The organism is Roseivirga pacifica, from assembly GCF_900111145.1.
GTDB classification, from domain to species: domain Bacteria; phylum Bacteroidota; class Bacteroidia; order Cytophagales; family Cyclobacteriaceae; genus Roseivirga; species Roseivirga pacifica.
Genome location: NZ_FOIR01000002.1, coordinates 505,484 through 529,690, shown reverse-complemented (window position 1 = coordinate 529,690; position 24,207 = coordinate 505,484). Strand labels below are relative to the sequence as shown.

At 41.5% G+C, this 24,207-nt stretch carries 15 protein-coding genes; 9 read left to right on the top strand and 6 right to left on the bottom strand.

Annotated features, from left to right (window positions below; genetic code table 11):
• Positions 1–13: 13 nt before the first annotated feature.
• From BMW98_RS11135 to BMW98_RS11125, 3 genes are read left to right on the top strand one after another with little or no spacing between them, the layout of a single operon-like run.
• A complete protein-coding gene (locus BMW98_RS11135) occupies positions 14–1,117 on the top strand; it encodes a DUF4249 domain-containing protein (protein ID WP_090258663.1) in 1,104 nt (367 codons plus the stop codon).
• Positions 1,118–1,128: 11 nt separating this feature from the next.
• On the top strand, positions 1,129–2,298 hold the full coding sequence (locus BMW98_RS11130; protein ID WP_090258662.1) for a DUF4249 domain-containing protein: 1,170 nt from the start codon (positions 1,129–1,131) through the stop codon (positions 2,296–2,298).
• 35 nt (positions 2,299–2,333) lie between these two features.
• Complete coding sequence (locus BMW98_RS11125; protein WP_090258661.1) at positions 2,334–4,121, top strand: hypothetical protein; 1,788 nt, start codon at positions 2,334–2,336, stop codon at positions 4,119–4,121.
• Positions 4,122–4,228: 107 nt separating this feature from the next.
• On the opposite strand, the gene BMW98_RS11120 is transcribed toward BMW98_RS11125, so the two are convergent.
• Complete coding sequence (locus BMW98_RS11120) at positions 4,229–6,946, bottom strand: VPS10 domain-containing protein (protein ID WP_090258660.1); 2,718 nt, start codon at positions 6,944–6,946, stop codon at positions 4,229–4,231.
• A gap of 274 nt (positions 6,947–7,220) precedes the next feature.
• Here BMW98_RS11120 and BMW98_RS11115 point away from each other — a divergent pair, with 274 nt between their 5' ends.
• Positions 7,221–8,480 carry an SMP-30/gluconolactonase/LRE family protein gene (locus BMW98_RS11115; RefSeq protein ID WP_090258659.1) on the top strand — a complete coding sequence of 420 codons (1,260 nt, stop codon included), beginning with the start codon at positions 7,221–7,223 and terminating at the stop codon, positions 8,478–8,480.
• 181 nt (positions 8,481–8,661) lie between these two features.
• Here BMW98_RS11115 and BMW98_RS11110 read toward each other — a convergent pair whose 3' ends face one another.
• Entirely contained in the window at positions 8,662–10,098 is a 1,437-nt protein-coding gene (locus BMW98_RS11110) for an amidohydrolase (protein WP_090258658.1), read from the bottom strand.
• A 150-nt stretch (positions 10,099–10,248) separates the two neighbouring features.
• Between BMW98_RS11110 and BMW98_RS11105 the strand changes: the two genes are divergently transcribed.
• From BMW98_RS11105 to BMW98_RS11085, 5 genes are all read left to right on the top strand, one after another.
• Entirely contained in the window at positions 10,249–12,270 is a 2,022-nt protein-coding gene (locus tag BMW98_RS11105; protein ID WP_090258657.1) for a S9 family peptidase, read from the top strand.
• Positions 12,271–12,473: 203 nt separating this feature from the next.
• A complete protein-coding gene (locus BMW98_RS11100) occupies positions 12,474–14,009 on the top strand; it encodes a ferritin-like domain-containing protein (RefSeq protein ID WP_090258656.1) in 1,536 nt (511 codons plus the stop codon).
• A 2-nt stretch (positions 14,010–14,011) separates the two neighbouring features.
• Complete coding sequence (locus tag BMW98_RS11095) at positions 14,012–14,650, top strand: hypothetical protein (RefSeq protein ID WP_090258655.1); 639 nt, start codon at positions 14,012–14,014, stop codon at positions 14,648–14,650.
• Positions 14,640–15,554 carry an MNIO family bufferin maturase gene (gene bufB, locus BMW98_RS11090; RefSeq protein ID WP_090258654.1) on the top strand — a complete coding sequence of 305 codons (915 nt, stop codon included), beginning with the start codon at positions 14,640–14,642 and terminating at the stop codon, positions 15,552–15,554. Before BMW98_RS11095 ends, bufB begins: the two co-directional genes overlap by 11 nt.
• Before the next feature lie 6 nt (positions 15,555–15,560).
• Positions 15,561–16,391: an HvfC/BufC N-terminal domain-containing protein gene (locus tag BMW98_RS11085; RefSeq protein WP_090258653.1), complete on the top strand. Its 831-nt coding sequence runs from the start codon at positions 15,561–15,563 to the stop codon at positions 16,389–16,391.
• A gap of 63 nt (positions 16,392–16,454) precedes the next feature.
• Here BMW98_RS11085 and BMW98_RS11080 read toward each other — a convergent pair whose 3' ends face one another.
• The 4 genes from BMW98_RS11080 to BMW98_RS11065 all read right to left on the bottom strand — a co-directional run bounded on the left by BMW98_RS11080 (position 16,455) and on the right by BMW98_RS11065 (position 24,161).
• Positions 16,455–17,423: a heme-binding protein gene (locus BMW98_RS11080; RefSeq protein ID WP_090258652.1), complete on the bottom strand. Its 969-nt coding sequence runs from the start codon at positions 17,421–17,423 to the stop codon at positions 16,455–16,457.
• 126 nt (positions 17,424–17,549) lie between these two features.
• Positions 17,550–18,293 (bottom strand): hypothetical protein, encoded by a 744-nt coding sequence (locus BMW98_RS11075; RefSeq protein ID WP_090258651.1) that lies wholly within the window; start codon positions 18,291–18,293, stop codon positions 17,550–17,552.
• Positions 18,294–18,472: 179 nt separating this feature from the next.
• On the bottom strand, positions 18,473–20,737 hold the full coding sequence (locus BMW98_RS11070) for an aconitate hydratase (RefSeq protein WP_090258650.1): 2,265 nt from the start codon (positions 20,735–20,737) through the stop codon (positions 18,473–18,475).
• Between the two features lie 238 nt (positions 20,738–20,975).
• Entirely contained in the window at positions 20,976–24,161 is a 3,186-nt protein-coding gene (locus BMW98_RS11065) for a PAS domain S-box protein (RefSeq protein WP_090258649.1), read from the bottom strand.
• Positions 24,162–24,207 lie beyond the last annotated feature (46 nt).

The window sequence follows — 24,207 nt, the reverse complement described above, 5'->3', positions numbered from 1 at the left end:
AATGCTCAGTTAAATGAAGGCTGTAAAGATCGCTTTTTTGGGTTTTGTTTCACTATCTGTTTCAACATGTGTTGAACCTTATGACTATATATATGAGGATAGCTCAAACCCTGAAATAGTGATTGATGGATATCTATCTGATGAGGAAGGAATTCATGAAATACGAGTTGCTCGCGTGACTAAACTCGCTGATTTTAATGGTGTTGAACTGGACTTTGTAGATAATGCTTCAGTTTCGGTGATTGATGATGACGGGAATAAGACTGAATTCACCTATCGTGACAATGGCATTTATGCCTCAGCGCCAAACGTACGCGCAATGCCTGGTAAAAGCTATAAAGTTCGCGTAACCTTAAATGACGACAGAGTTTATGAGTCGTTATACGAGCAGCTGCCAGAAGATCAGAGTAACCCTATTGGGCTGTCATACAAACTTGATAGTCGAGATATAATTGTTAATGGAACGCTACAAGAAGAGCAAGGGGTGACTGTTGAGGCTGAAATTATTAAGGAAGATAATAACCGCTTTTACCGATGGGACATCAACCATTATTTTATCATTGAGGCCGATGAAGCTCCTGAATTTACGCTTCAGAACCAACGCCATGAACAGGATACGGCATTAAGGTTTTGCTTCATTAAGGATTTCGTTACTCAGGAGGTTTATCTCCATGAAGATATTAGTGGCGTTGCAAGCGGATCTTATCAACAAGAGATCGAATATGTTAGAATATCTCCCAAGTTTGAATATGTTTTTGTGGTTGAGGCTAAGCAATTAATTATGCCAAGACATGCCTATAACTACTGGAAGGAGATCAAGAGTTTAGCTCAGAACTCAGGTGGTCTGTTCGATTCAAGCCCTTATTCTGTAAGTGGAAATATTAAGAGGGTTGATGCAGCTGCGGATGAAGAGAATGAGCAGCTTGGTTTTTTTGGAGTCTACAATGCCAGCCTCGATAGAAAGTTTATTACCCAAAGTAGTCTTGGTATTTATAAGGAATTTGCTCCTTGTCAACTACCAATTGAGTATACAACACCACATCCATGCGAAGACTGTAGACTTTATGAATTTTTAGAAAATTATGAGAATAATCCTCCGAGCTGGTGGGTGTATTAGAGAGTTGAACAATGAAACACATCAAAACCATAACATTGACTATTATGCTCTTAGCTTGTTCGAGTCCTTTTGAATTCGAGCACATTAACAGTGTGGGGCAACAACTAGTAATTGAAGGGTATCTAACAAATCTAAATGGAAGAAGACATTCTGTTAGGATTAATAGACCCGTAGCAATAGATAATAAAAAGAATGAAGCTGTTGAGTATGTGAGGAATGCAATTGTTAATATAGTGGATGACCAAGGCGGTGTTATTGAGTTGAAATATTACAAGGATGGTTTGTATCAAACAGATTCTTTAGCTAAAGCTGTACCAGGAAAAGTCTACAAATTAATAGTTGAAACAGAGGATGGGCAGCGATATGAATCGGCTTACGAAGCATTAAGTAAACCATCTTCAAATCCAGCTCGAATCAATTTTAGATATGACCAAGTTGAGCAGGTTATAGGTGATGAGGTTTTTTTGGATTCCATGGTAGTAATCTCCGCGCATAATGACTCTTGGGCTGAAGAACAGTATTACAGGTGGGAAATTGGAGAGTATTTTATTATCGATGCTGATAGAATGAAAGATAGAAATACACAAACAAGTCCGTCCATTGAAGAGGAGTTAGGGAGAAGGGAGCAAAGGTTTAGGAATTGTTTTGTTCGTGATTACTCACCAGAGGTACTGCCGTTATTTGATGTTTCAAACCAAAAACTGCTCAACAATAGTAGCTATGATATTCATAACATTACTTTAAATGGAAGATTTGAGCAACAATTTGTGATAGAAGCCTATCAACTTAGCCTGTCACAAGAAGCTTTTAGTTATTGGCGAGCACTGAAAGATTTAGTTAGTAACCAGGGTGGTATTTTTGATACGGCACCGTACCCAGTAAAAGGAAACATTAATAGGGTAGATGCTGATGGTAAATCGAATCCTATTCTCGGTTATTTTGGAGTACATAGTGCTTCTGTCGATAGAGTTTTTATTACGCTCGAGGATCTTGGAATATACGGGGTTACCTACAATGAAACTTGTTTGGTAAGTTCTTTATTAGATACATGTGGTCCTGGTCAGGCATGTGCTGATTTTGGCTATTGGCTTCATCCGTGCTACGACTGTCGCAGTGACGAGAACTACTTTGAAAACTATAAGAATAAACCTCCAAAATGGTGGAGAGAACGATTTGAATAAGGTCAAATTATGCCCAATGGGTTGAACAAATAGGTATGAAAAGAATTTACATAGTGCTACTGGCAATTGCTTTGGCTGCTTCGGTTAAAGCACAAGACTATAACTCGCCAGAAGTAGTACAAAATCAAGAAGTATTTCTTCAGCTGGACAGAACGTTCTATCTAAGTGGAGATAAACTGTGGTTTAGCCTCTTTAACTACGATAGCAAAAGTGGTAGACTTATTAAGGGTAATCGGTTTATGAAGTTAACGCTGCTAAATCCGAGCGGAGAGGTTATCATGTCGGAGAACCTTAAGGTACAGGACGGTAGGTCGGCAGGGCAGTTTATCCTTCCTTTGAGTATACCATCCTATGAGTATGTGCTGCATTTGGGTTATATGGGCGAATCGCCCGACCAATACCTGTTTAGAAAGAAGCTTTCCATATTTAATAGGGCAGAAGTGCTTGAGAAGGCCAGCGGAACACAAGTTGATTTTGCCGTAAACTCAAAAGAAATAACTCCAGTCAGTCAAAATATTTCTGTTTCACTTTCTAAAAGTGGCTTTAACAGCAAGGAGCAAGTTGTGGTTAATCTTTCGGGTCAAACAAATGCCCAGTTGAGTATAGCGGTAAGGCCAGTTGGAGAAACTGATGTGTTAATAGAAAAAGGCTCAGGTTATAGTAAATTTAACTTACGCAGTAACAAAGCCTTAGACTTTAAAGTACCTCAAGACCATGCTTGGCTATTATTCGATTTGTTGCCAAAAACGGATTTACAACCCGATTCAAGACCCTATGCTTTTATTCCCGAGGACCATAGGATCAAAGGTTTTTATAAAGTTAGCAATGGCGTGTATTCTTTCGATTTAACAGATTTGTCAGGTGGAGAGAAGACTTTCTATTTCAATCAATTTAGCAACAAACCATATGTGCCGCCAACCGCAGAGTGGGACTATGAGAAGGATCGATACAAAGACCATTTGGTGGCCTATTTTGAAGGTGAGATGGACTTTGGATGGAAGGAACCAGATTTAGATTATACGCAAGCTATCGGTGACATTTCCTTTCAATCGCCAAGTATTGATGACCAAGTGATGCAATATGCTTTACAAAAATCGGTATTAGAATCTGTTGTGGCTTCAGGTGCTTATGACGATGTACCTGTGCAAATTCAGGAACCACAGACCGATCTAATGATGGCACCATCGCTGTTCTATAAGAAGGCTAGCGATTACGAGCAAATGAATAACATTGCAGAGTACCTATACGAGATTGTAACTGGTGTAAGGGCTTGGGATAGAGATAACAAGAGGGATATTCGTGTAATGTTCGTTGGTGGAATGTATCATGATTCTCCGTTGTTCTTGGTCGATGGAATTCCCACTCGCGATGTTGAGAAAATACTGAATATTCCGATTGAAGATGTTCATGGTGCGGGCGTAATTAAAGACCATAAGGCAAAGGCTCAGTACAAGTTTAATGATGAAGCAAGACCTTATGGTGTGTTTGCTGGTAGTGGCATTGTGGTAATTCATCTTAAACCAGGGGCGAGTAACCCTTTTAGAGTAGATTATGATGGTATGCTTAAAAAGAGGGTTTATATAGCACAGGATGCTTACCCAAATGCTGATTATCAATCGTCTGGCTCTTTGAGTAGCATACCTGATTTCAGACGTACCCTTTATTGGAACCCTACTTTCGAGTTGTCGGAAACTTCTAAGACAGTGAGCTTTTACACCTCAGATGTACCAGGTCAGTATGAAGTAATTGTTCAGGGTATTTCTGCAGAGGGAGAGCAAATTTTCGCAAGGCAGACCTTCTCAGTTTCAGCTGGTATTGAGTAACGGTTCGGCTTGAATACTTAGTGATAAATTAGCCTTCACGATAAAAAGAAAGGCTACCATCCCGAATTTTCGAGTGGTAGCCTTTCTGTTTTTTTAAAACAGATCAATTAGTCTTTATACCAGTGGTCTTTCAAAACAATTAGCTCTTTGCTTTCTTTCTGACCGTTTATGCTTACTGTTACGGTGTAGTTGCCTTCTGGTGCATCTGCCGTAAAGTATCTCATATCAGGCATTCTGGCTGCAATTTGCTCGTCAGACATTCCAAACCTCTTGTAGCGGTTAACCATCGATTCTAATTGCTCTTTGGTACGTTCACCAGTGATTTTTCTAAAGTTCCAAACAAAGTGATTCAGTCCAGCTTCGGCATCAACCTCAGTTTTATATACAGTATTCATTCCTTGGCTAATGTTAATGGTAGCTTTGCCAGCGCTTCCGGCTTTAAACCAAACGTGTGATCCCACTTGTTTGCTTTCGCCATTAAAATTGGTGTAGGCAGAATTGGCGTTTAAGCCTTGAACCCATTTTACGGCCGGAGTTACATCCGAAACGGTTAGTGGGGCATTCAAGGTACTAGTAGTTAAATTCTGAAGCGGAGAAATATCCGCAATGAAAATACCACGGCCATGCGTAGCCACTACCAACTCGTTTTCTCTAGGGTGAATCACCATGTCATATGCTGGGTTTGTTGGCATGCCTGTCATAAACTTGGTCCAAGTTTTACCAGCATCAATACTGGCGTAAGTACCTAGTTCTGTACCAGCAAATAATAGGTTAGGATTTTTGAAGTCCTCACGAATTACGTTTACACCTTCATTTGGTAAGTTGTTGGCAATGGAAGTCCAAGTTTTACCATAGTCGGTAGTTTTATAGGCATATGCAGTAAAGTCATCTCTTCTCATACCGTTGTATGTTAGGTATGCAGTACCCGGAAAGTGAGAAGAAGCCTCAATTCTTGTAACCCAATACCTCGGGTTGTTCGGAATGTTTGCATTCAGGTTTGTCCAGTTTTTACCGCCATCGGTAGTTACGTGTACATTACCATCATCGGTACCAACCCAAAGCTCATCAGCATTAAGTGGCGATTCTTCCAAAGTGGTAATAGTTCCGTATTGAATGTTACCAGTACCGGCAGCTTTCACTTCATCGTTGTCCGTTAAATCTCCAGAAATTTCTTCCCAGTTTTCACCACGGAATGTAGATTTTAACACCTTGTTACCCGCATGGTAAATCACGTCAGAATTGTGTTGTGACACTACGATAGGAGCATTCCAATTCCAACGCATGTTTCTGTCACCCGTATAACGAATTCCTTTAGACTCGCCTGTCTCAAGGTCTAGTCTACTCAAAGGGCCAAACTGAGACTCGTTGTAAAGGTATCGGTTGTTGCTGCGGTCAATCACATTGTACATACCATCGCCACCACCTGTACGATACCACATTTCCATGGTAATAGGGCCGCCATTTCTTGTAGTACTTGGGCCTCTTACAGAGCCATTATCTTGCAAGCCGCCATACACATTGTAAGGGTAGGCCATGTCTACATCAACCGCGTAGAACTGTGCCAATGGCTTTTCATCAGGGTGGTACCAAGTAGCACCAGCATCGTAGCTAATACCCATTCCGTGGTCGTAGCCAAGCATTATATGCTCAGAGTCGGCCGGGTCGATCCACATGGCGTGGTTGTCCCCACCAAAACGGAAAGGCATTCCCCAAGTCTTACCACCATCTTTGGTTTCCCAAACACGAATACCCAATACATAAACGTGGTCTTCATCATTAGGATCTACACGCACTTGTTGGTAATAGTAAGAAGGGTAACCGCCTACATCTTCACCATCAGGGCTTATTTTTCTCCAAGTTTCACCACCGTCATCAGAACGGTACATTTCTGTTCCTTTAACTGATTGGTTTCTTTTTAAAGGAATACCTACTTCGAGCATGTTTCTGCGCTCTTTGTCGCCAATTCCATCAACGTTTACGTTTTCAATGTTGGCATAAACCACATTGGCATTTCCTGGCGCGTAGTCAACGCCAATTCTTCCTAAAAAGCCGCCAGGTAATCCACCGCCAAGCTTTTTCCAGTTTTTACCACCGTCAGTCGATTTGTAAATCGCACTGCCTTCTCCACCTTCGTTAAAAGTCCAAGGTGTTCTAATTTTATCGTACGCTGCAGCAATTAAGGTATTAGGGTCGTCTGGGCTCATAGCCAAGTCTACCACACCAATAAATTTCTTGCCTTTTTTAACCTCTAGTACTTTATTCCAAGTTTTTCCACCATCGGTGGTCTTGTAAACACCTCTTTCAGGGTTGTCTGAATAAAGGTGGCCAAGGGCAGCCACATATACGATGTCTGAATTATTCGGATCGATTCTAATTCTGCCTATGTGGTGAGACTCTGGTAAACCCATGTTCTTCCAGGTTTTTCCACCGTCTGTAGACTTGTAAATGCCATTTCCCCAATAAGAGCTTCTGGAGTTGTTGGCTTCACCAGTTCCGACCCAAACTGTACTTGTATCTTGCTGATCTACAGCTACTGAACCAATTGAAATGATATTCTCATTATCGAAGATTGGTTTCCAAGATTGGCCGTTGTTAACGGTTTTCCAAAGGCCACCAGATGCAGTGGCAGCATAAATTACTTTAGGTGACTCTGCAACTACAGCAAATTCTACATAGCGCCCACCTTGACGGGTAGGGCCGATTTCCCGAAAGTCGATTTTGCTGACGACATTGTCAGGGATTTGCTGGCCAAATGCCGTGAATGTAGTGGCTAAAGCCAACAGCATCAGGCCAGTAGATTTTCTCAAAACGCGCAATGTGCTCATAATATCTCTAGTTTATGAGCATGAAAATAGCCGAAATTGGCATTCACTCAAAGGTGACTTTGCAAGTTTATATGAGTGGCTAAGGCAGCGTGCTTTTAGAATATTGATAGAAAGTTTATAACCCTTTAAGGGTACTTGCCGTATGAGGTGTTTATAACATAGATGAGAAAGACTTCATCTAAACTACCTAAAAATTCCAGCTCCGGCTGGAATTGTTTTTTCTAGCCATTTCTACAAGAACTTCATTTAATCAGAATCGTTATCTTCATTTATTATGAAGAAAATTTTGTTGCTGCTACTGCTTTTTCCAGCCGCTGTTTTTGCACAAAAAACTACCAACCAGCTTTATCAAGAAGCGCTAGAGGCCTATGAGGCGCAGGACTATGAATTGTATTTAGAACGCCTACGGAGTGCTGATGAGCAGCGGCCAAACCACCCAACCATTGTTTATAGACTGGCCGGTGCGTGGTCTCTAAATGGAAGAAGGACTCGGAGTGTACAAAAGCTCAATCAGCTAATGCTGATGGATGCAACTATCGATTTTCAGTCAGATTCGGATTTTGATAACATTCGTAAGCACAAGCAATACGATGATTTGGTGGCTTTACAGAAATGGCTAACAAGAAGAGAAATTCACGATGAAGTTTTTCTACAAATTGATGCAGCCGAGTTACACCCTGAAAGTTTTGTAGTGTTGAATGATGGAACGGTTTTACTGGGAAGTGTAAGGGAAAAAAAGATTGTGAAAGTGCAGCCTAACGGCACTTATGTTGATTTTGTTGAAACTCCTTATGCGGTATTGGGAATGAAGTTCGATTCGCTTACAAATACTTTATGGGCTGCCACAGCTGCCATGCCCGAAATGTTAGGGTTTGAGGCTGCCGACAATGGCAAGTCCGTAGTTTTACAAATTGATGTAGAGAATGAATTGATTCTACAAGGGCTAGAGTATGATGAAGGCTCCATAATTGGGGATATTTACCCTGATAGTGAAAAGAGATTATGGCTTTCAAACAGTATGTCGCCATACCTTAGTAGAGACGATACAGATACTACCAATTATTATGGTGCATTTACGCGCAAGCAGTTCGACCTAACCAATACCCATTTTAATTTACAGGGTTTAGCCTTAACCGATGACGAACAATACCTGTACTTCTCTGATTACATTTCTGGGTTATTTCGCGTGAATATAGCAACTGATGATATAGAGCAGGTATTTGCTCCAAGCACCTCGCTTTTAAAGGGAATTGATGGCCTTTACTATTATCGAAATTCACTCATTGCGATTCATAATGGCACTAAACCTTACAAAGTGGTGCAGTACTTTTTGGATGAATCGGGTACGAATATACTCGTGGAGCGGGTGATTAACAGGGGAGGAGAAACCTTAGGGGAACCGACTTTAGGCCAAGTAAAGGATGGCTATTTCTACTACCTAGCCAATAGCCCATGGCCAGCTTACGATGAGCATAAAAACCTGAATGTTGAAAACTGGGGTTTGATAGAAATTAGAAGAATTAAGTTGGATTAATTAGAAGAGGCATTAAAAGAGGCTGTCTCAAAAGCTAAATACTTTCGTCATTCTCAGCCTGCCTGCCGCAGGCAGGCTTGACTGGGAATCTCATTCAGGCTTTACCCTAATTCAAAGAGATTCCCGATCGGTGTCGGGAATGACGGTTTGCTTTTGAGGCAGCCTCTTCTCAATTGAAACCTTACTTATAGTCCAACGGAGGCGGTCCATCAGGTAGAATGCCTTTGTAAACATAGTCTCCTTTTCGCTCTTTAAATTCTGCTTTTACCTTTTCTCTCAGCTCAGCATCTTCAAACAAATCTACCATGGTCATGGCTAGTGCTTTTGAGGCGTAGTTTGATCCTTTATGGCCAATAGACATGCCGCTGCACGCTACTACTGCCCAACTATGCCATGGCGTGCCTTTTGGTGCGGTAGTTACACCTAATCGAATTGTTGGTACTATAAAGCTAACATCGCCAGCATCGGTTGAGCCGCCCATTGGGTGCTCCTGGGTTTCTTCAAGTGGGCGAATTTCCATATCCATACCAACCTGTGGTTTTCCAGTAGCCTCCTGAATCTTTTTCGCAAAATTGGTTTCTGCCTCAGTGTACTCAATGTTCCCTAAATACTCGAGGTTCTTTTGCATGGCCGCGCCTCCGGTTCTGTTTACCAGTACTTCGTGAATACCACTAATTAGGCTGATTTTATAGTCAACATTGGCCATTATAGCTGCGCCTTCAGCAATACGTTCTACTTGCTTCCAAACTACTTCCATGCCTTCGCGCTTGGTGTCTCTTACGCGAGTCCATATGCGAGAGTAATCGGGCACTACATTCACCACTTTGCCACCATCTTGAATGTGGTAATGTATTCTAACAGTTGGTTTTATGTGCTCTCGGTAATAGTTAATTCCTGTGGTGTAAAGCTCTAGGGCGTCAGATGCACTTCGTCCGTTCCAAGGGTCGCCAGAGGCATGTGCGGCTTGACCGTAGAATTCAACCATAAAGTCTACAAGGGCTAAACTGCTTTGCACATCAGCCTTGGTTTCAGCACTAGGGTGCCAGTCCATCATAATGTCTACATCATCGAATAATCCCGCACGAATCATCCACAGTTTACCGAAGAATTTCTCCTCCGCAGGGGTACCATAAAACCGGATGGTTCCCTCTAGTTTTCCAGCTTCAATCAGTTCTTTTATAGTGGTTGCAGCACCAAGCGATGCGGTTCCAAAAAGATTGTGACCGCAGCCATGACCTGCGCCACCTTCATTTATGGGATCTTTGGTAGGAACAGCCTTTTGCGATAGCCCGGGTAAACCATCAAACTCACCCATTATGCCAATTATTGGTCCGCCAGATCCATATTCAGCGACAAAAGCGGTAGGAATTTCCCCAACGCCCATGGTTACTTTAAAGCCATTGGCTTCAGCATATTCGGCCAGAGCTTTGGCCGATTGGTCCTCGCGAAATGCTACTTCTTCATAACTCCAGATCTTATCACTTAGCTCGCTTAGTTCGTCAAACTTGGCATCTAAAGATGTTATAACTGCTGCTTTGTTCTTTGATGTTTTTTTCTTCTGTGCGTGTAAAGGAATGGCCAGCACACCCACCAATAGTAGTAGTGTTAGTTTTCTCATATTTAATTCGGTTAACAAGCTTAAGATAGAAATGAATTTTAAGTAAATCGGCAGCCTTCCATATAATTATATGGTTGGAATAACCAGTCACACGAAGTTCCGCTGCACGAAGAGATTGAATAACTATATTAAGGCTCAAACACTTTAACTATGAGATACGCATTTGCTTTAGCCGCATTTTTATTGGCTTTTGGTTTAGTTGCACAGGAAAAATCCATACTTCAGAATATTGATGTTTTTGAGTTGGAATGGGTGACTAATCCTCAAATATCACCAGACGGAAAATACATAGTGTACCAAAGAAGGGGGCACGATATTATGACGGATCGGGCAACATCTAAGCTTTGGATAATGAATGTTGATGGTTCTGCACACAGAAAACTTACCGACCGCGATAAGAATGAATCGAACCCAACTTGGTCGCCTAATGGTAGTAAACTGGCATTTACCAGCAGCGGCAAACAAGGTTCAGAAATTTTCATTTATGACTTTGAGTATAACAATGTGCAGGAAATATCTGCTTTGCCAAGCTCTCCGGGCAGCCTTTCTTGGTCGCCAAATGGAGATGAAATAGCCTTTTCAATGTTCGTTCCAGCGAAAGCTCCACAGTTAGTGTCACCACCAGCCAAACCAAGTGGTGCACAATGGGCAGACCCGGTAAGAGTAACAACTAGACTGAAATATGAAGCAGATGGGCGAGGTTATATCCCTGATGGTTTCAACCATTATTACATCATTCCTGCTGATGGGGGAACTGTTCGTAAGTTAACTGATGGAGATTTTAACTTCTCTGGCGCTCCGGTATGGACTAAAGATGGGAGTGCACTTATTTTCACTACAAACCTAAACGAGGAATGGGATTATGACTTTCGCAATTCAGAGATATATAAACTCGATTTAGCGAGTGGAAACATAACCGCCTTAACAGATAGAAATGGTCCTGATAGAGGTGCCGCACTTTCACCTGATGGTAAAACATTACTTTATACTGGTTATGACGATAGGGTACAGACCTATCAAATCACAAAGGTCTACCAAATGAACGAGGATGGTTCTGGCAAAAAGGAAATCAAGCTCGATTTAGATCGTTCTGTTTCATCGCTTACTTGGGCAGCTGATGGCAAGGGATTTTACTTTATTTACGATGATAGGGGCAATACCCGAATCGGTTACCATGAACTGAAATCGGGTAAAACTACCGAGGTAGCAAAAAGTGTTGGCGGTACTTCAATAGGTCGTCCATACGGAGGTGGTTCTTACAGCATTGCCAATAATGGTACTATTGTATACACCAGCTGCACACCGTATCGCCCTGCCGATGTTTCTAAGGTGGTTAAGGGTGGCAAAACTTCTCAGTTAACCGATTTGAACAAAGATTTTTTGGATTATAGAAACTTAGGCAAAGTAGAAGAGGTGTGGTACAGGTCGAGCTTTGATAATAGAGAAGTGCAAGGTTGGATCATAACACCTCCGAATTTCGACCCGAATAAGAAGTATCCGTTGTTGGTAGAAAATCACGGTGGTCCAATTTCGAACTATGGCGACCGCTTCTCAATGGAGCTTCAGTTGTTTGCTGCCGATGGATATGTGGTTTTCTACCCGAATCCAAGAGGAAGTACCAGTTATGGCGAAGAGTTTGGTAATTTACTTTACCACAATTACCCTGGCAACGACTATGACGATGTAATGAGTGGGGTAGATGCTATGATTGAAAAAGGGTACATCGATCAAGATCAGCTTTATGTAACGGGCGGTAGTGCTGGTGGAATAATGACTGCCTGGATGATTGGTAAGAACAACCGTTTCCGTTCGGCTGCCGTGGTAAAGCCAGTAATGAACTGGATAAGCAAAACTCTAATGGCCGATAATTACTATGGCTATGCCAACTCTCGTTTTCCGGGTCAGCCCTGGGAAAATATAGAGGCCTATATGGGCTTTTCGCCAATTTCACTTGTGGGGAATATTCAAACGCCAACTTTGGTAATGGTAGGGATGGAAGACCGCAGAACACCACCAAGCGAAGCCAAACAGCTTTACGGTGCTTTGAAAATTCGTAAAATTCCAACGGCATTAGTAGAGTTGCCGGGTGCATATCATGGCATTGCTAATCGGCCTAGCCAGTTAATTGCCAAAGTGGATAACATTTTGGCTTGGTTTAGAAAGTATAGATAAAGGGGCTTAAATGCCCTTTTTTTATGCCTAAGAGTTTTTCTTAAGTCATTGGGTATTACCGAAGCAACTATATAGGGTCTTATTCAATTTGAATAATTCCGCTATACAATTTGCTTTTACCTTGCACTCAAGTTTTTTCATTCATTAGGTTTTGAAAAACACTTAAGAAAGCGCTAATTTCCTAAAGATAAACACACTTACGTATGAAAACACACAAACTGTTTGCAGTAGCGGATCAAGTTACGCCTGCAAATTTCGAGGAAGTAATGCAACAGGCGATAGCCCTTGAGCTCGCTACAATTCCAACTTACCTTTCCACTTATTACTCCATCAATAGGGCGCAAGATCAGGATGCACTATATGATAAAATATATAAGCAGCTGAACAACACCTCTATTGATCAGGAAGTACCGAATGAGAGGCTAGCGGAAGAGTTAAAGACAGATATTTTAGTATACGCCAACAAGGCTGCGGCCTTAATTATGAGCGTAGTTGTAGAAGAAATGCTGCACCTTTCTTTAGCATGTAATGTTAAGCAAGCTATCTCTTCTTCTCCAGATCTTATATCAATTGGTAAAACGCTGAAGTTTCCGGCTGAATTAGTGGGGCATGAACCTGAGTTTGTCATTAATATAGGAAAGCTCGACTTAGACCAACTTTCTACCTTCTTACAAATAGAAAGCCCAGATCCATTTACTGATCCAGCAGATTCACCAGAGACGGCTAATGACGTGGTGAAGTATAAGACAATCGGCAGGTTGTATAATATGATTATTGAGTGCGTTCAAGAGCATTACCCTGGTCCTTATGCACCAAAACCGCAGTTACTGCCTAATGAGCCAGGTAAGCCGCCTAGACCATTTTACTCTCAAAACTCTGTAAACACGGTCTATTATGATGAAAAACACAAGCCTGTTTTTGGTAGTGCCGATGACAGTGGTGACTTGGTGGGAGTTTATGATGCTGCTTCGGCCATAAAAGCCATGAATGAAATTAAGCATCAAGGCGAAGGAAATGATTCGGATGACCATAATAAGTTAGAATTCGATAGTAACAACATGCCAATTCCTTTACCTGTGGTTAATGGAAAGGTGCAGTTTAAACCGGGAGATTACGATGATCCTGCTAAGGAAGAGCTTTCGCATTACGCTAAGTTCTTAGAGGTGTACAGTTTAGGCGTACATTACAAAGAGAAATTTGGTGCAATTGCCGGCATGGATGACTTTTTTAGCTATTTCGTGGCCGATCAATTGCCAAACCAAAAACAGGCTACATACGACTTAGGTACGGGGCCAAACCAAGAAGAGATTGCTTGGATGTCGAAGCTTGGTAACGCGCTTTATACCTATATTATTCTTATGGTTGAAACCTGTTATTATAAAGATGAGCATACGCAGTTTCAGGTGTTTATGTACGGTATTCATAAGTCTATGATTTGGCTGCTGAGTGATGTGGGCAATGCAATGCGCAGCTATACATTTACTGCAAATGACGGTAGTTCTTACACACCATCTTTGACGTTTGAATTTTATGATTTCTCAGAGGCTTCAGGTTCACCAAAAGAACAGCTAATAGAAATAGCCAAGAGCTTGGCTAATTCTAATCCTAGCAAAAACCCCGATATCGATTCTGTGGCTGCTTGGAGTTGGCTATATAATGACGAGGCATATTTGCCATCCTTACCAGATGTAGGTTTAGACCATTCTGTACAACCAAATGTTCCATCAATACCAGCATAACAATGAAACTAACACACAACAAGATAAGAGAGAAGTCCAACCAGAAGCTGAACAAGGCAGAATTACACGTTGGCAAAGAACTACATGTTTGCATGGGGCTTAATTCATGCCAAGGCAATGGGTATTCGGGCACAAATGAATGTGCAGGAATGGGAGATTGCTCAACTATTAGTCATCCTTGCCACACTTTAAATGAGTGTAAAGGACAAGGCGGATGCGGCTTGTTTGGTACTACCGAAGAGTTTTGTCATCCATCAGAAAATGAATGCCGCTACCAAGGTAGCTGTGGAGCGCCAATTCTTAACTCTCGATTTATAGTACAGGGTCCGAACAAAGGGCGTAGTGTATGGCAATTAGCTCGTGCCCGTTTTGAAGAAAAAAGGAAGGCTTCTAACCAAAAGTTTGGTGCACCTCCGGCAGGTGAGTTTGGGCCTAGTAATGAATACATTTCGGAGCTTTATGGCGAAAAGACCGTTGAAGATCATTCTTCTTGTGGACAGAGTGGAAGCAGAAGCTGTTCTTACATTCAGAATAAAGATGCAAGACAGGCTGAGGCAAATGCTAATGTAGAGACCATGGAAGAAAACAGTCAACAGGAGATGAGCAAAACCCTTTCAACTTGCCCTAAACGTGTCTATTAAAAGATTAGGACTACCAGCTCTTGGACTTGGTTTGGGACTTAGAAGTAAGCACTTTAACCATATTCTAGAGCAAGCACCAGAAGTGGAATGGTTTGAAGCCATTTCGGAAAACTTTATGGACTCGTTCGGTAGGCCTAGAAATATTCTAAATCAGATTGCCGAAAGATATCCCGTGGTGCTTCACGGGGTATCTTTATCTATCGGTAGCACCGATCCGCTTAATTTCGAGTACTTAAAACGCTTGAAAGCGCTGGCTGACGAGGTTAAGCCAAAATGGGTGAGCGATCACCTCTGTTGGACGGGCGTACTGACCATTAATTCACACGACTTGTTGCCCTTACCTTTAAATGAGGAGTCGTTGGATCATGTGTGCGAACGGGTGCTAAAAGTACAGGAGTTTATGCAGCGGCCATTGATGCTTGAAAACCCGAGTACCTATGCCAGCTTCACCAATTCGGATATTCCCGAATGGGAATTTTTATCTGAAATGACCAAACGAACCGATTGTGGTTTGTTGTTGGATGTAAACAACGTGTATGTTTCTTCCTTCAATAATGATTTCGACCCAGTGACTTACATAAAAGGCCTTCCACACGATCGTATTGTGCAAATGCACTTGGCTGGCCATCAGCACTGTGGCAACTATATTATCGATACGCACGATAGAAAAGTGACCAGCGAAGTATGGAAATTGTTCAATCTAGCTTATCGACTTGTTGGAAAGAACTCCATTCTTTTGGAGTGGGATGGTAACATTCCTGAGTTTGATGTTTACCATTCTGAGTTGCTTAAGGCAAAAAAATACATGCATGAAAATATGCCTGATTTAGTGGAGACTGAGCACGAGGGAATGGTTGAGTCTGTTTCCAATCCGATTAATTTCATTCCTACCGAAATAGCTTAGCTTTTTATGGCTACCGATAGCAAAATACCCCTGAGTATGTTTCAGCAGTGGATGCAACAGATGTTGTTGGATCCGCATCAGAAAACTGCACAAAACCCAGCTGATTTACTTCCGTCAAGTTTTGAAGGGAATGTGGTGAAAGAAAGCTCAAGACTTTCTGCTAAGGAGCATTTAGCTATTTACCAGAGAAGCTATATCGCCAGACTGCGCAATTGTATGGCACAGCAGTTTAGTGCTTTGGAGTATTGCTTGGGTGAAGAACTGTTCACCGCATTTGCGGATGAATACTTAGCGGAAAATCCTAGTACGCATTACAATTTAGGAGAACTCGGAAGAGGATTTACCAAGTACCTTGAAAATGCCAGGCCAGATAGAGAAGCTACGGAAAAGGAAGAATGGATAGATTTTATAATCGCCTTGGCTGATTTTGAATTTAAGCTGAATGAAATATTTGAAGAGCAAGCTGAGGAGCATTATAAGCTAGCGACAAGCAAGACGATTAAGAGCAATTTGAAATTGGTGCCCATTTGTTATCTCTTTAAATACGATTTCCCTGTTCAAAACTATTATAGCGATTTTAAGCATGAGAGAACACCAGAAGTACCCTTAAAGCAATTGAGTTACTGTGTTGTATTACGACATAACTTCAAACTCTCTCTTTTTGATATTCATGAAGAACAGTTTCATTTTTTAACGCTTCTCAAGCGCCTGAATGATATCAACTTGACAATCAAACAGTTTGCAAAAGACTATAGTAAGTCAATTGATGAAGTGACTGCGGTATGGCAAATTTGGAAAGCTCGGTGGATTGAACTTAATTTCTTTAGAGAGCAATAGGGAAGAGGAGATTCAAAGACTAGAGAATGGGCTGCTGAACTTAAATTCAGCAGCCCATTTGATTTAAGCGTCCTGAGCAACAGGAACTAGTGTATTCGCATCAATATGGTAGAAAGTAACATTTGGATTATCTGCAAATGTCATTTCTATGGTTTGAGAATATTGTAATTGCTTAGTACCATCTTTGAGTGTTTCTAACCAGAAAGTGGTGTGGAAGTCTGTTACCTTAGCCTTTTTGTATTCAAACAAGATGTTGCGTACATCACCATTTCCGTTTTTGCTAGATACATCAAACTGAATATAGCTTTCAATTAGCTTGTCGCCTTCATTCACCGTTTCAATATGATCCTGAAGAATTTTGTTTGGGTTGAGCATTAAATTGTTCGGGTCGTATACACCATTGTTATAAATGGACTTGAGGGCACTTGTTACTCCCTGACCTGTTGGTATTGTATTGGCATTGGCTATTTGAGGCGCACCTGTACCAGTAGTGGCGTTACCAACTGCCAGAATAGAATTGCCATGCGGCACCGATACCTGCTTTACAATAGGGAACATGGGTTGCGGAATACCTCCGGTCGGAAGTGGTTCCGGATCGTTCGGGTTTTCAGTGGCACCTTTGTCCTGCTGTACATTTACCAAATGTAGCCAGTCCCCATTTTCGGCATGTACCAAAGTGTTTGCAGCAGGGCCTGCATCAAAGCCAAAGTAAACGCGCTGCTCGTAAAACAGTACCCAGCAATTTTGCTGGTAGTCGCCACCGCGGTTGGCTGCATCGCCCGGAATAGCAGAGAAAGTCATTTCCTCGTAGTAATGGAAATTTCTCAAAATTACATTGTCACTTGCAGGTGTATTGTCCTGAGGCAATGGCATTACATTGTAGCCCGACTGTGAGCTAGCACCTTGCGGACTATTCCAATTGCCTACAAGACCTAGCAAAGGGCCAAGTCCAGTTTGAACGTTTGGCAATGTTTGACCCAAGTCATCGCGAACAATGGGTGTAGTGATGTTTGGTTGAACAGAATTCGACATGATTGTGTGTGTTTGTTGTTTAATGAAAGTTACATAATTATCCCGTAGCAATAAGTCTAATGACTTCTTTCAGAGATAATTATGTATGTAAACAGGTGTTTTTACCTGCCTTTTTGGGTGAAAAAGCTAGTTGCTTTCTTCGGCTGCCGCTGCTACAACCAAAAGCCCAACAACCCCTGTGGTACCAAGTATAGCTCCGGTCGTTGTAACCTTGGATTGTTTTAAGTGGTTTTGTCCAAGTTTTAGTCTTCCATTATTAGTTTCTAGGATTTCGGAAACCCAGAAATCGTGGCTAACATTAAATGCGGACTCATCGGGATTTTCGATGTATAGATAGCTTTTTAATTTGGCCAGAGGTTGAGATTTGTCGAATGAATATTTTTTTACAACCGCATCTGGAAAGTACATTTTCTCAAAATCCATTTCTCTTTTAAGTCGCTTTTGATAGCCCAAGGGTACTTTGTTAAATGTATTTGCCACAAAGGCTTGTGGTGGTAAAAAAGTCTGGTTTTTACCTCCTTTAATTGTTCCATGAAAGTCGGAGTATGTCACGTCCTCGAAGAGTTCTAAAGATGAACCAGACCCCTTAAAGTTTAAATCTCCATTAGCCATGGCAAGGCTTTCATTGTTGAAGATGATGGAGGATTTTTCCCAATTGATAAGAATTGGATTGTCTGATTTGTTGTGTACGGTTACTTCAATAGAACTTGATGAGGTGAAATTATACTCAATTTTTAGCGAGTCTGACTCGTAGTAGTACAAGTCGTTACTTGTTTTGGGTAAATCGCTAGAGAAAGTAAAATATTGGTGTTTAGAGCAGCCAGTGAAAAGTATGGCTAGGGCAAGTGTTAAGTAAAGTAGTTGTCTCATAATGATTAGAGACGAACCAATATTCTTGCCAAAAAGGGGCTAAGGATGAATGCTAGTAATGATTTTGATAAGTAAAGACGCTAACTGTTTGATTCACAAATTATAAGCTGAGTACGTTTTGTAAACGAAAAACCCCAACTTCTCAGTCGGGGTTTGTATTGTTTACGTTAAGCTGTTGCTTAAGCGTTCTGTGCTTTAATTAAGTTCAGTGCAGAACCTGCCTTGAACCAACCAATTTGCGCTTCATTGTAAGTGTGATTCACTTCGATTTCATCTTTACTTCCATCGGCATGAACAAACTCCAAGTGCAATGGTTTGTCAGCTGCAAATTTATCTAAGTCTAAGAAGTTGATCGTATCATCTTCTTGTACTTTGTCGTAATCAGCTTCGTTAGCAAATGTCAATGCCAACATACCCTGCTTTTTCAAGTTAGTTTCGTGAATACGCGCGAAAGACTTCACCAATACAGCTTTAACACCTAAGTGGCGAGGCTCCATGGCTGCGTGCTCACGAGAAGAACCTTCACCGTAGTTATGGTCGCCCACAACAATGGTTGGAACTCCTTCAGCTTTGTACTGGCGCTGTGTTGCCGGTACAGGGCCGTACTCACCAGTAAGCTGGTTCTTAACATTATTCGTTTCTTGGTTGAATGCGTTAACGGCACCAATCAAGCAGTTGTCTGAAATATTATCTAAGTGACCTCTGAATCTCAACCATGGACCAGCCATAGAGATGTGGTCAGTAGTACACTTACCAAATGCTTTGATTAAAAGCTTAGCACCAGTAATGTTTTCACCGTTCCAAGGAGCAAATGGATCAAGCAGTTGCAAACGCTTAGAATCTGGCTTTACAATTACTTCAATGCCGCTACCATCTTCGGCAGGTGCTTGGTAACCGTTGTCTTCAACAGCGAAACCTTTATCTGGCAACTCTTCACCAACTGGTGGATCAAGTTTTACTTGCTCACCTTTCTCGTTGGTCAACGTATCTGTAATAGGGTTGAAGCCCAAATCGCCAGAGATAGCGATAGCTGCTACCATTTCTGGTGAAGTTACAAATGCGTGAGTGTTAGGGTTACCATCGGCTCTTTTAGAGAAGTTTCTGTTGAAAGAGTGAACGATGGTGTTCTTTTCACCTTTATCTGCACCTGTTCTGTCCCACTGACCGATACAAGGGCCACAAGCGTTTGTAAAGATCGTTGCATCTAAATCTTCAAAGATTTTCAACAAACCATCGCGCTCTGCAGTGTAGCGTACCTGCTCAGAACCTGGGTTAATACCAAAGTCTGCCTTAGTTTTTAAGCCTTTGTCTACCGCTTGTTGCGCAATAGAAGATGCTCTTGAAAGGTCTTCGTAAGAAGAGTTGGTACAAGAACCAATCAATCCCCACTCAACTTTTAGTGGCCATCCGTTAGCTTCGGCTTCTTCTCTCATTTTAGATACAGGCGTTGCTCTATCTGGAGTGAAAGGACCGTTAACGTGCGGCTCTAAAGTATCAAGGTCGATTTCAATTACTTGGTCAAAATATTGCTCAGGATTAGCATAAACCTCTGCATCGCCAGTTAGGTGCTCGCGAATGCCGTTGGCCAATTCAGCAACATCGGCACGGTCTGTAGCTTTTAAGTAACGCTCCATTGAATCATCGTAACCGAAAGTAGAAGTTGTTGCTCCAATTTCGGCACCCATGTTACAGATTGTACCTTTTCCAGTAGCTGAAAGCGACTGAGCACCTGGGCCGAAGTATTCTACAATAGCTCCTGTACCACCTTTTACAGTAAGTATACCAGCTACTTTAAGAATTACGTCTTTGGCAGATGTCCAACCGTTCATTTTACCAGTAAGCTTAACGCCAATTAGCTTAGGGAATTTAAGCTCCCAAGCCATTCCTGCCATTACATCTACTGCATCGGCACCACCAACACCAATGGCAACCATTCCTAGTCCACCAGCATTTACGGTGTGAGAGTCAGTACCAATCATCATTCCGCCAGGGAATGCGTAGTTCTCAAGCACTACTTGGTGAATAATACCAGCACCTGGTTTCCAGAAACCAATACCGTATTTGTTGGAAACAGACTCCAAAAAGTTGAAAACTTCACCTGAAGCTGTTAATGAATTTCTTAAATCTTGTTCGGCACCTTGCTTGGCCAAAATCAAGTGGTCGCAGTGTGCAGTTGAAGGAACCGCCACTTTTTCTTTACCAGCTTGCATAAACTGCAAAAGCGCCATCTGAGCCGTTGCATCTTGCATGGCAACACGGTCAGGAGCAAAGTCTACATACGACTTACCACGCTCAAAAACCTCTTTAGCCTCACCATCCCAAAGGTGTGAGTAAAGGATTTTTTCTGAAAGTGTAAGGGGTTTTCCAACTAATTTTCTGGCTGCATCTACCCGGGCGGGCATCTTTTCGTATACAGCCTTGATCATTTCTATGTCAAAAGCCATTTAAATGGGGTTTTTGTAAGGTTTTCAAATTCTAACGTACCCTTCGTAAAGGGTTCCAAAGATAGTGTTTTTACTAAAATAAGTCGAGTTTGGGGGAGATTGTTTGAAGAGCGGATTTACCGCCACCCGAAGCTTACAGTTTTAGTGACTTCTGGTATTTAAAAAGGATGAGAAAACAGAGGTCAGTATAGGGGAGAAGTGGCTGGGCTTCTCCCTTACTCGAATATAGCGTTACGCGCTATTTGATCTTTGCTAGCTCGTCAAGCAACTCATGGCTCTTTTGTGCCAACTCCACTAAAACCTTTCTGGCTTCTTCCTTATTGTTCATCATTCTAATGGCATCTTCCCCCAAAGCTATAATTTCATTAGAACCGGTCATCATGAGCGAGTTCCTCATCTTATGTAGTAAGAACTTTGCCTTCGACTCGTTGCCAGTAGTAATCATTTCGGGGTACTCTTTGAGAAAACCATTGATGTTATCCACTAAACCATCTACCAACTCAAGCAAAAATTCGTGATCGTCTTCTGCATAGGTGTTCAAATGGTCGTAAAGCTCATTTTCTTCAGCCGAAGGAGTAGTTTCAGTTACAGTATTAGGCACAGGCTTATTTTTCTTAAGTGCGAATTTTACGATTTTCTTATAAAGTTCAGCAGGAATAAAAGGTTTAGTGATCATATCATTCATGCCAATCTCCTTAACTCTTTCATAAGTACTGTTTTCGGAACTTGCTGTAAGGGCCAGAATGGGAATTTCCTTGTAATAATCGCCAGCTATGCTTCTTATTTCTTTAGTAGTGGTAAGTCCATCCTTTTTAGGCATTTGAAGATCCATAAGTACCAAATTATAATCTTCGCTGTTTATTAAGCCTAGTGCCTCAAAGCCATCGTTGGCAATGTCTACTTTTATACCCCAATTGGTTAAAAACTTTCTGGCTACCAGTTGATTAGCCTTGTTGTCTTCAACAAGAAGTATCTTGATGTTCTCTTCTTCAAGGCTTTCTAGCTGACTGCTAAAGTTAAGGCCACTACTAATGTTGTTTTCTTGATTTTTACTAACCGTAAGGGTTAGATCAAAAGAGAAGGTTGCACCCTTTCCCAATTCACTTTCTACCTTTATCTCACTTCCCATCGCCTCTAAAAGTTGTTTGGTAATTGATAAACCAAGCCCAGTACCTCCAAAATGCCTCGTAATATCCGACTCGGCCTGTGTAAACCTGTCGAATATTTTGTCTTGATTTTCTTTCGAAATACCAATTCCAGAATCGGTGATTTCGAAATGAAGGCTTACTTTTTCCTCTGTTCGCTGCTTTTCTTCAATTGTAAATTTAACGCCTCCTTTGTGTGTGAATTTTATCGCATTGCCCAATAAGTTGTTTATTATTTGAGCTAATCGCGTTGGGTCGCCTTTTACCATTAAAGGAATGTCCTGATCATAAAACAGTTTAAGGCCAATTCCCTTTTCGACCGCTTTAAAATTTTGCGCCTGCTTAATATTCACAACCAATTCTCTTAAGTTGAAATGGATGTGTTCTAGATCAATCTTTCCCGATTCTATTTTATTGTAATCCAAAATATCGTTTACTAAACTGAGTAAGTTTTCGCTTGAAAATCGTATTGTCTTTAAACTTTCAATCTGGTCAGTACGCGGAGATTCCTGCAAAAGAATATGAGATAGGCCAATCACTGCGTTCAGTGGTGTTCTTATCTCGTGCGACATTACCGAAAGAAAGTTCGCCTTAGCTTCAGAAGCAATTTCGGCTTTTTCTTTTGCATCTATTAACTCAAGTTCTTGCTTTTTTAGTTCAGTAATATCTTCTGTAAGCATAATTATTCCGCCAACATCACCACTTTTTTCGTACCAAGGGCGCACTTCCCATCTAAGCCACTGCTTATCACCGTTTTCACGGATAAAGAGGTCCTCGTCAGATTTGTGTGTAATGCCATTGAGGGCATCTTGGTGGTGTCCCTTCCATTCATCTCCAATTTCAGGGAATATATCATAGTGTCGTTTACCAAAGATTTGCTGGCCTTGTAATCCGTATGCTTCTATCCATTTTTCACTATAAGCCAAGTATTTCAACTCTCTATCAAGCATAGCAACAGGAGCAGGGGTAGAGGATACAAATGACTGTAGTTTAAGGTTTTGCTCGTTAATAATTTCCTCTTGCTTTATCCGTGTTTGGATGTTTCGTGTAGATGATCTAAGAGCAATTACTTCATTTTTATCATTCAATACCGCAGAAGAAATACTTTCGAACCAGATGTATTCACCGCTTTTATGGCGAAGTCTATACTTTAAAGTGTTTTGTTTATCACCGTCTTTTAGAGGAGCATGCGCCTCTTGATAGGCTCTTTCTTTGTCTTCCTCCAGAATAAAGTCATAAGGAGATTTTCCTAATAGCTCTTCAGGTTCGTAACCAAGGTTTTCTTTAACAGATGGCGAAACGTAGGTATAAGTACCATCTACATCGTGCAGGCAAACAAGGTCCTGAGCGTTTTCTGAAATAAGCTTGTAAAGCGTTTCTTTCTCATCTCGCTCTGCTCTTAGCCGAACCTCATTGGTAATGTTTCTGGCAATTGCGCGAACATTGCTCATTTTACCATCCTCAGCAAAGGATATGGTAACGCGTTGACCTACGTATAGTGGGTCATATTTGCTGTTCTTGGTTTTTACCCTAAACTCAATGAACGAATCCTCTTCTCGGTTGCTGATTTCGGTACGGTAGAATTGAGCTACTTTCTCTTTGTCGTCATCATGCACCAAATCCAAATAGTGCATACTGGTAAGCTCTTCAAAGGAGTATCCCGTGTCCTCGCTAATTTGTGGGTTAACATAGTTGAAAATGCCTTTTTTGCCTACCTCAAAAACATAATCGCCAACTGACTCTACTAATTGTTTATAGAGTTGCTTAGAGTCTTCAACATCCTTATTGCCTTTTCTTAGTTCAAAAAGGCGAATAACTTGATTGCTCAAAGCTTCTAGCGCTTCTAATTGCTCCTTTTTCAGTTTTCGGGGTACATTGTCAATCACGCAGATTGTGCCCAAAGCATAACCATCGGTGGTTACAAGCGGTGCCCCGGCATAATACATTATTGGCGGGTCGCCTAGTACAAAAGGGTTGTCAGCAAAGCGTTCGTCTTTAGAAGCATCGTCAACTACAAGTAATTTGTCGGGCTCGTTAATGGCATGTGCACAAAAGGCAATAGCTCGCGGGCTATCAGCAACATCCATTCCGCGTGCCGATTTGAACCATTGCCTGTCTTCGTCAATTAGGCTAATTAATGAAACCGGTGTTCCACATATTTGTGTGGCAATTTTTACAATGTCGTCAAATTCTTTTTCGGGTGCCGTATCTAAAATCTGATACGCCCTAAGCGTTTCTAACCTCTCTTTTTCATTCTTAGGAATTTGAGGAGACTTCATAGGCAATCGCAATTAAGTAAAAGGTTGAACCCCATAACTTGTTGAA